Here is a 12,174-nt window from a genome sequence, read left to right on the forward strand (position 1 = left end):
ACGGCGGCGATCGTAGTGGTCAGCCGTTCTTCGGGAGCTGGCTGAACGGCACGCCCTTCAGGTCGCCCGGCTCCTTCGGCAACCCGAGGCCGCGCTCGGCGGCGATGTTCTTCTGGATCTGGTCGGTGCCGCCGTAGATCGCCGGCCCGGGCGAGAACGCAGTGAGCTCCTGCACGCTGCCCTTCGACAGTGCGGAGGGTCCCCACAACATGCCTTCCGCGCCGACGATCTGGTTTCCGATCTCTCTGGCCCGGCGCAGGGTGTGGGTCAGCAGCAACTTGGCGAGGTTGCCCTCGACGCCGGTGAGCGACTGGCGGCTGCGCGCCCTCGTCACGTTCAACCTGTTCAGCATGGTGAGCGTGTACAGCTCGGCCAGGCCCTGGCGCACGATCGGATCGTCGATGCAGCCGGTTCGCCTGGCGAGCGCGGTGAACTGGGTGACGGTGCCGCCGCCGAGCGCCCCCGCGGCGGTTCCCGCGCGGGCCTCGGTGAAGTTGGCGACCTTCATCTGCAGATGTCCGGCCACGGAGCCCGGCAGCGCGACACCGATCCCGGCACCGCCGCCGGAGCCGATCGAGGCCCTCTCCACCATCAGCGTCGTGTTGGCCACCGCCCAGCCGTTGTTCAGCCCGCCGATCACGTTCTCGACCGGCACCCTGGCCTCGTCGATGAACACCTCGTTGAACATCGCGCGACCGGTCATCTCACGCAGCGGGCGAACCTCGACCCCGGGCTGGTGCATGTCGAACGCGAAGTAGGTGATGCCCTGGTGCTTGGGCACCTCCGGATCGGTGCGGGCGAGCAGCATCCCCCAGTCGGCGTGCTGGCCGCCCGAGGTCCACACCTTCTGCCCGGTGATCACGAACTCGTCGCCGTCACGCACCGCCTTGCACTGCAGCCCGGCGAGATCGCTGCCCGCGCCGGGCTCGCTGAACAGCTGGCACCAGGCGTCGGTGCCGTCGACGATGCGCCTCACGAAGCGCTGCTGCAGCGACTCGTCGCCGTGCACGGCGATCGTGGGTGCGGCGAGCATCAGCCCGAGCCCGAGCGGCGGTCCGAGGACCTCGCTCGCGGTGAGCTGGCTGCCGACGGCCATCGAGAGGTCGCGGGTGTAGCCACGGCCGCCGAGCTCGGTCGGCAGCATCGGTGCCGAGTACCCGGCGTCGGCCAGACGCCGCCACCACTCGGCCACGGTGAGCTCAGGGTCCCAAGCACCTTCGGCCCATTCGCGCACCTCGTCGCGCACCTGCTCAGCGGTGATCTGGTGTTCCCCCATGCCCGAAAAGCTAGCCGCCGTTCAGTCCTCGAGGCGGAGCGGAGGGTAGTCGACGTAACCGGCCGGACCGGGGGTGTAGAGGGTCTTGCGATCGAACGTCGCGAGCGGCGCGCCGGCGCGGAAGCGCTCGACGAGATCGGGGTTGGCGATGAAGTGCCGGGCGAAGCTGACCGCGTCGGCGACGCCGCTGTCGATCGCCATCTCGGCCGTCTCGAAGTCGAACCCGTCGTTCGCGATCAGACCGCCGCCGAAAGCTTCGCGGGCGAGCGCGAACGCATCCAGGGCGGGCACCGGGGAGCGGATGACGTGCACGTACGCGAACCCGGCGCCGCGCAGACGCTCCAGCAGCGTGGAGTAGGTGTCGACGGGGTCCGCGTCGCTGATGTCGTTGAACTCGACGCCGGGGCAGATGCGCAGGCCGACGCGGTCGGCGCCGAGCACGGCGGCCATCGCCTCCATCACCTCGACCGTGAACTGCGTGCGCCTGTGCGTGTCGCCGCCGAAGCGGTCGGTGCGCCGGTTCGTGCCGGTGGACAGGAACTGCATCGGCAGGTAGCCGCTCGCCGCGTGCAGCTCCACGCCGTCGAAGCCGGCGAGACGCGACAGCTCCGCGGCTGCGGCGTACTCGGCGACGACCGCGTCGACCTCGCCGGTGGACAGCGCGTGGGGCTCGTCGGTGGGCGCCATCCCGACCGCGTCGGTGAACATCTGCACCTCGGCGCGGATCGCGCTCGGCGCGACCGTCCGCGCGCCGGGCGCCTTGTTGTGGTGGCTCGCCACCCGACCGCAGTGCATGAGCTGCACGACGATCAACCCGCCGGACGCGTGCACGGCGTCGGTGACCGCGCGCCAGGCCCGCGCTTGGCGCTCGTCGTGCAGCCCGGGCGTGCGGCAGTAGCCCTTGCCGTCGATCGAGGGCTGCACGCCCTCTGTGACGACCAAACCGGCTTGCGCCCGCTGGCCGTAGTACTGCACGTGCAGGTCGGTCGGGCAGTCGTGCTCGTCTGCGCGGCTGCGCGTCATCGGCGCCATCACCACGCGGTTGGCGAGGGCGAGAGAACCGAGCTGCACCCCGTCGAAGAGCGACGCCATGGCGGCGATCCTCGCAGATCCGACGCTCACGGCCCCAGGTCTCACTACGCGGTGACGCCGCCCGTGCGGCCGGCGTGCCCCGTGCGCAATAGCGTTGCGCCGTGCCCGCGCTCCACCGCCCGAACCCGCGCCGTGCCCGTCGGGCGGCGACGCTACCGACCATCACCATGCTCGTCGCTGTCGTCGCGCTCGCGGCGTGCTCCAACCGCGACGACAGCGAGTCCACCACCGTCACCACCGCCACCCCGAGCACCGACCCACCCGACACCGCTGCGCCCGACACCGGTGCGCCCGCGACCGACCCGCCCGGCACCGGTACACCCGATACCGGCACGCCCGACACGACCGACCCCGGAGGGGAGCCGGGCGTGTTCTTCGGCACGCTCCCGTCGCCGTGCGGCCCGGGCGACCCGGCACTGCCGGCCAGTGTCGCCGCCGAGGAGAACGGCGGTGACGTGATCCGCGTCGCCGCCGCCAGCGACAAGGGCGCCGTGGCGGCCCCCGGGCTGAACGCCGAGCTCTACGACGCGGCAGTGGCGTTCGCCGGTTGGTGCAACGCCCAGGGTGGTATCCGCGGCTTGCCGCTCGAGGTGATCGATGCCGACGCCAAGCTGTTCGAGGTGCCCGCGGCCATGGAGCGTGTATGTGCGCAGGCGTTCGCGATGGTCGGCGGCGGTTGGGCGTTCGACGACCAGCAGTTCCCCCGCTTCCACGAGTGCGGGATGATCGACATCGCCGGCTTCACCGTGACCACGGGCAAGGCGATGTCCGACCGGATGGTGCAGCCGATGCCCAACCCGTCCGACGCCAAGAACGGCAACTGGTTCCGCTGGGCGGCGAGGGAGCATCCGAGCGCCGTGGCCAGCTTCGCCACGCTCACCGGGGACATCGCCACGACGAGACTCGTCGAAGAGCAGTACGTCGAGATGATGGGCACGATCCCGGAGTACCAGGTGGTCGACCGCATCGTCTACAACTCCGCCGGCGAGGCCACGTGGGCGCCGATCGTCCAGCGGCTGAAGGACAAGGGGGTGCGGGCGATCACCTTCGTCGGTGCCCCGGAGATGTTCGCCCTGCTGCTGAAGGCGATGGACGAGCTCGGCTTCCGCCCCGAGCTGATCCTGCAGGAGGCGAGCTTCTACGTGGACAGCCTCATCGCCCAGGCGGCGGAGGGCGCCGAGGGGGTCATCGCCACCACCGCATACGCCCCGTTCGAGGAGGCCGACCGCTTCCCCGGCCTCGCCTCTTACCTGGAGATGATGGCCGAGCACCGCCCCGGCGGGAAGGTGGCCGGGCTCGGGCTGCAGGCGACTTCGGCGTACCTGCTCTTCGCGCAGTCCGCCGCCAAGTGCATCGATGCGAACGGCGGCGTGCTGACCCGCTCTTGCCTGCTCGAAGAAGCGGCCGCGGTCAGCGAGTGGACAGGCGGTGGCCTGCACGCGCCGACCGTGCCCGGATCGAACCGGCCGGCTCAGTGCTCGCTGCTCATGGAGGTGGTCGGCGGGCGCTGGCAGCGCCATTGGCCCGCGCTCGACTCCGCGGACGACAACGGCGGCGGCTGGCACTGCGACCCGGCCAACGTGATCGAGCTCACCGGCGACTACGGCGACGTCACCATCGGGCGTCTGCCCTGAGCAGGACTGACGATTTCTGACGCCCCGTCAGATACGGTGGCGGGGATGCACGGGATCCTGGCCTGGGGTGCCTACCTGCCCTACCGTCGGCTCGACCGCGCCCAGATCGGGCAGTTCCTCGGCCAAGGTGGCGGGCGCGGGACGCGCACCGTGGCGAGCTTCGACGAAGACCCGACGACGATGGGCGTCGAGGCCGCCCAGATGGCGCTGCGCTCCACCGGCGCGCAGCCGGCCCGGCTGCTGTTCGGCACCGTCGCGCCTGCCTATGCCGACAAGACGAACGCCACCGTGGTCCACGCCGCGTTGCGCCTCGACGACACCGTGGCCGCCTACGACCTCGGCTGCTCGGTGCGTTCCGCGTCCGGCGGCCTGCTGCTCGCTCTCGACGGTGGTGGGCCGACGCTCGTCGTGTCCGCAGACGTCCGCACGGGTCTCGCCGGCTCCGGCGAAGAGGCCGCAGGGGGCGACGCCGCGGCGGCGGTGCTCGTCGGGAGCGACGCCGACGGCCAGCTCCTCGCCGAGCTCGTCGCCACGGCGAGCGTCACCGACGAGTTCGTCGAGCGCTGGCGCACCCCTGGTGAGGTGCGCACCAAGGTGTGGGACGAGAAGTTCTCCGAGGTCTCCTACCGCCCGCTCGGCGAACGGGCCTGGAAGCTCGCCCTCGACCGCGCCGGGTTGACGGCGCCAGACGTAGCCCTCGCCGCCGTCGCCGCCCCGAGCGCGCGGGTTGGGTCGACCGTCGGCGGGCGCCTCGGCGGCGTGCAGGTGATCGACTCGCTCGCCACCACCGTCGGCACCACCGGCGCCGCCCACCCGGCGGTGCTGCTCGCGTCCCTGCTCGAGCAGGCGCGGACGCTCCCCGCGGGCAGCGTCGTCGCGCTCGTCGTGCTGGCCGACGGCGCCGACGTCGTGCTGCTGCGCACCACCGCCGCGCTCGGCGCGTACCGGCCGGCCCGGACGGTGGCCGAGCAGGTCGCCGGCGGCGCGCCGCTGCCTTACGGCAAGTTCCTCGCCTGGCGCGGGATGATCGCCCTGGAGCCGCCGCGGCGCCCGGAGCCGCCCCGCATCTCGGCCACCGCGGCGGCGCGCAGCGAGCAGTGGAAGTACGGCTTCGTCGGCTCCCGCGATCCCGGCACCGGCATGATCCACATGCCTCCGGCACGCGTGTCGGCCGACGGCGAGCGCACCGACCAGATGCAGCCCGCGCCGATGGCTGCCGTCACCGGCACGATCGCCACCTTCACCATCGACCGCGTCGCCTACTCGCCGAGCCCGCCGATCGTCTTCGCGATCGTCGACTTCGACGGCGGTGGGCGCCTGCCCGTCGAGCTGTGCGACCTCGACCCCGCCGAGGTGCAGATCGGGCGCCGGGTCGAGCCGACCTTCCGCCGGCTCTACACCGCCGACGGGATCCCCAACTACTTCTGGAAGGCACGTCTCGTGCGCGACGCTTCGGCCGACACGGCGGCGGTCACGAGCGGGCAGGAGGGCTGAACCGCCATGGCATCGCACGGCATCAAGGACCGCGTCGCGATCGTAGGTATGGGCTGCACCAGCTTCGTCGAGCACTGGGACAAGGGCCTCGACGACCTGGTCATCGCGGCGGCGAACGAGTGCTACACGTCGGCCGGAGTGGGCAAGGACGACGTCGACGCCTACTGGCTCGGCACCGCCCAGGGCGGGATGAGCGGGATCACCCTCGCCCGCCCGCTGCAGCTGCAGTCCAAGCCGGTGACCCGGGTGGAGAACTACTGCGCCACCGGATCCGAGGCGCTGCGCCAGGCCGCCTATGCCGTCGCCTCCGGCGCGTACGACGTCGCGATGGCGCTCGGCGTGGAGAAGACGAAGGACTCCGGGTTCCAGGGGCTGAACGCGGTGCCACCGCCGAACGACGGCACCGGGCGCACCCTCACCGCGGCGGCGATGTTCTCGATGGTCGCCCCCGCATACGCCCACAAGTTCGGCGTCGAGCCCGCGGTGATGCGCGAGGCGATGGCCCGCATCGCGTGGAAGAACCACTGGAACGGAGCGCGCAACCCGCGGGCGCAGTTCCGCAAGGAGGTGTCGATCGACACCATCTGCGCGTCGCCCAAGGTCGCCGGCGATCTCGGCGTGTTCGACTGCGCCGGCGTCGCCGACGGCGCCGCAGCCGCGATCATCTGCCGCGCCGAGGACGCCCACCGCTACACCGACAAGCCGCTGTACGTGAAGGCGCTGTCGTTCATCGCCGGCAACGGCGGGGGCCTGATCGACCCCGAGTACGACTACACCACGTTCCCCGAGATCTCCGCGTGCGCGGCGGACGCCTACATGCAGGCAGGCATCAGCGACCCCCGCCGTGAACTGGCGATGGCCGAGGTGCACGACTGCTTCACGATCACCGAGCTCGTGCTGATGGAAGATCTCGGGCTGTCCAAGCGCGGTGAGGCCTGGCGTGACGTGCTCGACGGCGTGTACGACCTGCACGGGGAGGTGCCCGTCAACCCCGACGGCGGGCTGAAGTCGTTCGGCCACCCGGTGGGAGCCTCCGGGCTGCGGATGATGTTCGAGGCCTGGCTGCAGCTGCGCGGCGAGGCACCTGCGGAGCGCCAGATCGAAACCGACCGCACCCTCGCGCTGACCCACAACCTCGGCGGCTACCCCGGCGAGATGGTCAGCTTCGTCTCCATCCTCGGTACCGAGACCTGATCAGGCGACGGGGCCGACCTCGACGAGGGTGTCGAAGAAGGCGACGCCGCCGCCCCAGTCGGTGAGGGTGTCGCTGGTCAGCGAGTTCGCGGTGGCCGCCTCACGGTGGTCGTCGCCCCACCAGCCGAACGGCACCACGGCGACGCCGGGGCGGACGCGCTCGGTGACCCGCGCGGTGAGCGTCAGCGACCCACGGTCGTTCCACACGCGCACCGTGTCGCCCTCCTCGATGCCGCGCTCCTTCGCGTCGTGGGCATCGAGCTCGACGAACGGGCCGCCCTCGGGCGGGCCGTGGTGAGGCAGGTGCGTGTACGAGCTGTTCAGCAGGCGCACGTGCGTCTTCGGGGTGAGCAGCACCAGCGGGAAGCGCTGCGCCGTCGCGCTGCCGGGGCCCTCGACGGGCGGGGCGTACGCGGGCAACGGGTCCTGGCCGATGGCGGCGAGGGCGTCGTTGCGCAGCAAGGCCCGCCCGCTCGGCGTGGCGAAGCCGCCGTTCGCGTACACGAGGTCGATGTCGACGTCGATTCGCACGAAGCCGTCGCGGCGAAGCGCGTCGACGTCGACCCCGCGCAAGGCGGAGCGGATCAGGGACTCGTCGTCCTCGAACAGGCTGGGGTCGGTGAGCCCGAGCGCGCCGGCGAGGCGGCGCCACAGCTCCGTGTTCGGCACCGCTTCGCCGAGAGGGGCGACGGCCGGCTCGTTCCAGCCGAGGTTGAGGTGCCCCCAGGCGGGCACGACGTCGACCTGCTCGATCTGCGTCGTCGCCGGGAACACGACGTCGGCGTACCGCGCGGTGTCCGTGAGGAACTGCTCGGAGACGACGGTGAACAGGTCTTCGCGGGCGAGGCCGGCGCGCGTGAGCGCCGCGTTGGGCACCGTCACCGCGGGGTTGCCGTTCCACACGACGAGCGCCTGCACGGGCGGGTCGAGGTGCGTGTCGGTCAATGCCCGGCCGAGGTGGTTCATGCTGATCCCGCGCCGGGGGCGGCCGGCCCCGAGGTCGGGCATGTCGAAGACCGAGTCGTCGACCGCCGCGTCGAACCACGTGCCGACGCTGCGCGCGAGCCCACCCCCGCGATGACGCCAGGCGCCGGTGATCGTCGGCAGGCAGGCGAGCGTGCGGAAGAACATGGCGCCGTGCTCGTGGTGCTCGGCGCCGATCAGGGTGCGGATGAACGCCGGCCGCGTGGTGCCGTATGCGACCGCGAGGCGTTCGATCTCGTCGGCGTCGAGGCCGCACACCTCGGCCGCCCGCGCCGGCGGCCACTCGGCGACCCGCGCGGCGAGGTCGGCGAAGCCTTCCGTGTGCCGATCGACGTAGTCGTGGTCGACGAGGTCGTCGCGCACCAGCACGTGCATGATCGCCAGCATCAAGGCCACGTCGGTGCCGGGCAGCGGCTGCACATGCCAGTCGGCGGCCTCGGCGGTGGCGGTGCGCAGCGGGTCGACGACGACGACGGTGGCGCCGGTGCGACGCGCCTCTTCGACGAAGGGCCACAGGTGGCGGTTGGTCAGCTTGGTGTTGGTGCCCCACAGCAGCACCAGGCGGGCGTGGCGGACGTCGGTCGGTTCGCACGCGCGTGAGGAACCGAGCGTGGACGCGACGCCGGCGCCGGCCGTGGCTCCGCACAGCGAGCCGGTGAGCCGCGACGACCCGAGCGCGGCGAAGAGGCGCCGATCGAGCGAGGACCGCTGGATCAACCCCTGCGTGCCCGCGTCCACCCACGGCAGCACCGCCTCACCGCCCCAGCGCTCGATCACCTCGTGCAGTCGTGAGGCGGCGAGCGCGAGCGCTTCGTCCCACGACGCCCGCCGGAACTGCCCCTCGCCTTTCGGCCCGGTGCGCACGAGGGGGTGCAGCACGCGATCCGCGTTGTACACCCGGTGCAGGAACCGGTTCACCTTCGGGCACAGCTCACCGCGGGAGAACGGGTGGGCGGGGTTGCCGCGCATAGACACGGCGACGCCTGCTTCGACGGTGACCACCCAGCCGCACGAGTCCGGGCAGTCGTGGTGGCAGGTGCCGAGCACGGTCGAGGCGGCCATCTCGGGATTCTACGGACCCGTGTCGTCTCCGGCCGCGGAGATACCGGCGGTGCCTCGCGGCTACCCTCACACGCCGACGGTGCGCGGGGGCATCGCCGCATCGTTAAGGGGGACACCGATGGCCGATCGCACAGCCGACCGGATAGAGATCACCGAGCTGCTCCACCGCTACTCCTGGGCGATGGCCGACCGCGATTGGGAGGCGTGGCAGGCGGTGTTCACCCCCACCGCGCGCGTCGACGCGACGACGGCGGGCGGTATCGCCGGCACCCCGGCAGAGTCCGCCGCATGGCTGGCGCAGACGTTCGCGATGTTCGACGTCGCGATCAGCCACGTCGGCAACGTCGTCATCGAGTTCGCGGCCGACGACGCGGCCCGGGTGCGGACGCTGTTCAAGATGGTCATGCGCGTGCCCGCAGCCGCCGGCGACGCGGCCGCCCAGCCCACGTACATGGAGGCGTGCGGCTGGTACCAGGACTCGATGTGCCGCACGGGAGACGGGTGGCGCATCGACGATCGCTTCGAACAGCTCGTCTACATGCGCCCCGCCTGAGGAAGCCGAGGTTCCGCCGTGCCACTGCCGACCAAGCGCGATCCCGAAGCACTGCGCCGCTCGCTCGAGCACTGGTTCGCGCAGCGCCTTGGTGCGCCCTGCACCGTCGGAGAGCTGTCGATCCCCGAGGGCACGGGGATGTCCAGCGAGACGCTGCTGTTCGAGCTCGGCGGGCTCGAACAGGCCGGGGCCGCCGAACACCTCGTCGCCCGCGTCCGCCCCGACATGTCCGACTGGCCGGTGTTCGCCGTCTACGACCTGGGGGTGCAGGCGGGGGCGATGCGCCTCGTCGGCGAGCACAGCCGGGTCCCTGTCCCCAACGTGCGCTTCGTCGAGAGCGACGAGCAATACCTCGGCGCGCCGTTCATCGTGATGGACCGCGTCCACGGACGCGCCCTGCCGGACATGCCGCCGTACGTGTTCGGCGGCAGCTTCCTCGACACGCTGGCGCCGGCCGAGCTGCGCACGATCGGGCGGCGGACGGCGCAGGTGCTCGCCGAGCTCCACGCGATCGACCTCGCCGGGCCCGACACGTCGTTCATCGCCCCTCGTGAGGGCGACGCGCTCGCCCGCCAGCTCGACGAGCAACGCCGGTACTACGACTGGGCCCGCGGCGACGACGTGGTCCCGATCATCGAGCGCGCCTTCGACCGGCTCGCGGGGAGCATCCCCTCCGACCCAGGGCCGACGGTGCTCAACTGGGGTGACGCCCGCCCGGGCAACGTGCTGTTCGACGACCACCTGCAGGTCACGGCCGTGCTCGACTGGGAGATGGTCAACCTCGGGCCGGCCGGCATCGACGTCGGCTGGACGATCTTCATGCACGAGTTCTTCCAGAGCCTGGCCGGTGTGTTCGACCTGCCCGGCTTCCCCGACTTCTGCCGGCCGGAGGACTTCGTCGCCGACTACGAGGCCGCCGGCGGCAGGCACGTCGAGGACCTCGACTGGTACCGCCTGTTCGCGTCGATGCGCTTCGCGATCATCTCCGTCCGCACGTCGAGCCGCGAGGTGGCCTACGGCAACCGCCCGGCGCCCGACGATCCCGAGGAGCTGCTGATGAACCGCAACCTCCTCGCCCGCCAGCTCGGCGAGGCCTGACGCGCGAGGTACTGCGCTACGCGCGCAACAGCTCCGGCCGCGAGTTGGCGACGAGGCGGCGAAGTCCGTCACGCCAACCCACCTGGGGCCGGAAACCGGTCGCCCGCAGCTTCGTCAGCTCGGGCACGATCGCCGGGATCGTCGCCTCGGTGTGCGCGAACTCGGGTGTGAGCCCGGTGAGCCGGCCGAGCTCGGCGCACCACTCCTCGACCGAGACCACCTCATCGCCACCCCAGTTGACGACTGCGGCCGGCACCGACGCGAGCGAGAGCAGGTAAGGGAGGCTGCGCACGATGTCGTCGGTGTGGATCGGCGAGTAGCTGCTCGGAGCGTCGGGGTGGACGGGCACCGGCAGGCCGCGCTCCATCATCGCCAGGTGGAACAGCATCCACCCGTAGGTGTCGCCGTAGGGCACGCTCAGCCGGCCGATCACCGTCGGCACGCCGAGGCGCTTGCAGGTGTGCTGCACCAGCACCTCAGCCGCGATCTTGGAGATGCTGTACGTCGCCATGCCCGGCATCAGCCGGTGGCTGTCGCCGAGAGCTGCGGTCTCCGCGAGCGGCTCGTGACCCTGGGGCTGGTAGACGCCCGTCGACGAGCAGTGGAGGAAAGCCCGCAGCCGGTCACTGCGCCCGCTCACAGCCTCGATCAGGTTCGCGCTGCCCTCGGCGTTCGTCGCGAAGGCGGCGTCGAAGCGCCGGCTCTTCGACACCGCGAAGTGCAACACCAGGTCGAGGTCGGCGGGCAGCTCGTCGAAGCGCCCACCGGCGAGATCGACGCTGACCGTCTGCACCCCTGCCGCGTCGAAGGGCTCACGCGCCGCCGGGTCGGCGAAGCGGGCCGCACCGTAGACCTCGTTGCCGGCCGCGGCGAGGGACGTGGCGATCGGCCCGCCCACCCATCCGGTGACCCCCGTCACGAGGATCCGGGCATTGCTCAGCTGCTCCACGTCGGCGGCGCTCATGGGGTCACCAGAGCTCGTCGGTGTAGATGTCGGTGCCGAACACCGTCTGCTTGAACGGCGCCGTCCAGAGGTGTGTGGCGAGCCCGCTCGCCTCGAGCTGCTCCCCGAAGCGGCCGTAGCCGTCGTCCCAGCCCGCGGCCGGGTCGTGGTCGCAGAAGTGGAGCTGCAGGAACCGCCGTTCGGCGTTCGCCACCCGCGGCACGTCGGCGGGGGCGTCGTCGAGCAGCGGCAGCGGCGTCGCGTAGGACACGAGGTCGGGGCCCCAATCGGTGCCGAACGCCGCCGGCGACCACTGCTCTCGCGTCCAGGCTTCGAGATCTTCGTGGCGGTGGCCTTCACGCAGCTCGCCGACGTTCACCACCAGCCCGGCGTAGTCGCGGTCGAGGGCCAGCTCGATCGGCGTGCCGGTGAGGGTTCGCGGCAGCGACCACTCGTGCTGGTACAGCACGGTGTGGACGTGGGTGCGCTCGGGGAACATGCGGCCCGCGGCGTGCAGCATGTGGACGTTGTCGACGCTCCAGCGGTTCCAGTCGTCGTGATGGCCGTTCAGCACCCAGTACATCGCGAGGTACGAGCCGACGCTCGGCTCGGGTGTCATCGGCGAGTCGGCGGGATAGCGCAGCTCCTTCAGCGACCGGGTGGCGACGAAGCGGTCGCCGGCGAAGTTGTAGGCGCCGACCATGCAGCCGCCGTAGAAGTGGTCGCGCTCGTACCAGCGGTTGTACTCGACCTCGTGGCCCTTCCACGGCTCGACCATGGTGAAGAGCAGCGTGCCGAGCTGGATCCCGTACTGCTTCACTCGCTCCCCCTCGTCACCGGCACC

Annotated in this window: 10 protein-coding genes; 5 read left to right on the forward strand and 5 right to left on the reverse strand. The window is 71.6% G+C overall.

The features are described from left to right. Window positions 1–19 precede the first annotated feature (19 nt). Window positions 20–1,276, reverse strand: a complete 1,257-nt coding sequence (locus IPM43_04305) for an acyl-CoA dehydrogenase family protein (GenBank protein ID QQS25602.1) — start codon at window positions 1,274–1,276, stop codon at window positions 20–22. 21 nt (window positions 1,277–1,297) lie between these two features. Next, on the reverse strand, window positions 1,298–2,368 hold the full coding sequence (locus IPM43_04310) for an alkene reductase (protein QQS25603.1): 1,071 nt from the start codon (window positions 2,366–2,368) through the stop codon (window positions 1,298–1,300). Between the two features lie 101 nt (window positions 2,369–2,469). Between IPM43_04310 and IPM43_04315 the strand changes: the two genes are divergently transcribed. From IPM43_04315 to IPM43_04325, 3 genes are read left to right on the forward strand one after another with little or no spacing between them, the layout of a single operon-like run. Next, window positions 2,470–4,002, forward strand: a complete 1,533-nt coding sequence (locus IPM43_04315) for an ABC transporter substrate-binding protein (GenBank protein ID QQS25604.1) — start codon at window positions 2,470–2,472, stop codon at window positions 4,000–4,002. Window positions 4,003–4,047: 45 nt separating this feature from the next. Beyond that, window positions 4,048–5,496, forward strand: coding sequence for an OB-fold domain-containing protein (locus IPM43_04320; protein ID QQS25605.1), 1,449 nt, complete (start codon window positions 4,048–4,050; stop codon window positions 5,494–5,496). Window positions 5,497–5,502: 6 nt separating this feature from the next. Then, on the forward strand, window positions 5,503–6,690 hold the full coding sequence (locus IPM43_04325) for an acetyl-CoA acetyltransferase (GenBank protein ID QQS25606.1): 1,188 nt from the start codon (window positions 5,503–5,505) through the stop codon (window positions 6,688–6,690). Here the strand turns inward: IPM43_04325 and IPM43_04330 are convergent, their stop codons facing one another. Further along, window positions 6,691–8,736, reverse strand: a complete 2,046-nt coding sequence (locus IPM43_04330; protein ID QQS25607.1) for a molybdopterin-dependent oxidoreductase — start codon at window positions 8,734–8,736, stop codon at window positions 6,691–6,693. A gap of 118 nt (window positions 8,737–8,854) precedes the next feature. Between IPM43_04330 and IPM43_04335 the strand changes: the two genes are divergently transcribed. After that, a complete protein-coding gene (locus IPM43_04335) occupies window positions 8,855–9,289 on the forward strand; it encodes a nuclear transport factor 2 family protein (protein QQS25608.1) in 435 nt (144 codons plus the stop codon). 18 nt (window positions 9,290–9,307) lie between these two features. Further along, window positions 9,308–10,387 (forward strand): phosphotransferase family protein, encoded by a 1,080-nt coding sequence (locus IPM43_04340; protein ID QQS25609.1) that lies wholly within the window; start codon window positions 9,308–9,310, stop codon window positions 10,385–10,387. 16 nt (window positions 10,388–10,403) lie between these two features. Here the strand turns inward: IPM43_04340 and IPM43_04345 are convergent, their stop codons facing one another. Then, entirely contained in the window at window positions 10,404–11,327 is a 924-nt protein-coding gene (locus tag IPM43_04345) for an NAD(P)-dependent oxidoreductase (GenBank protein ID QQS26328.1), read from the reverse strand. Between the two features lie 28 nt (window positions 11,328–11,355). Beyond that, entirely contained in the window at window positions 11,356–12,150 is a 795-nt protein-coding gene (locus IPM43_04350; GenBank protein ID QQS25610.1) for a hypothetical protein, read from the reverse strand. Window positions 12,151–12,174 lie beyond the last annotated feature (24 nt).

The organism is Actinomycetota bacterium, assembly GCA_016700055.1.
Classification (GTDB): Bacteria; Actinomycetota; Acidimicrobiia; order Acidimicrobiales; family Ilumatobacteraceae; genus Kalu-18.

What these genes read in the sequence shown, in the direction of transcription:
- IPM43_04305 (QQS25602.1), bottom strand. Translation starts at nt 1,276, where the DNA reads ATGGGGGAACACCAGATCACCGCTGAGCAGGTGCGCGACGAGGTGCGC.
- IPM43_04310 (QQS25603.1), bottom strand. Translation starts at nt 2,368, where the DNA reads ATGGCGTCGCTCTTCGACGGGGTGCAGCTCGGTTCTCTCGCCCTCGCC.
- IPM43_04320 (QQS25605.1), top strand. Translation starts at nt 4,048, where the DNA reads ATGCACGGGATCCTGGCCTGGGGTGCCTACCTGCCCTACCGTCGGCTC.
- IPM43_04325 (QQS25606.1), top strand. Translation starts at nt 5,503, where the DNA reads ATGGCATCGCACGGCATCAAGGACCGCGTCGCGATCGTAGGTATGGGC.
- IPM43_04330 (QQS25607.1), bottom strand. Translation starts at nt 8,736, where the DNA reads ATGGCCGCCTCGACCGTGCTCGGCACCTGCCACCACGACTGCCCGGAC.
- IPM43_04335 (QQS25608.1), top strand. Translation starts at nt 8,855, where the DNA reads ATGGCCGATCGCACAGCCGACCGGATAGAGATCACCGAGCTGCTCCAC.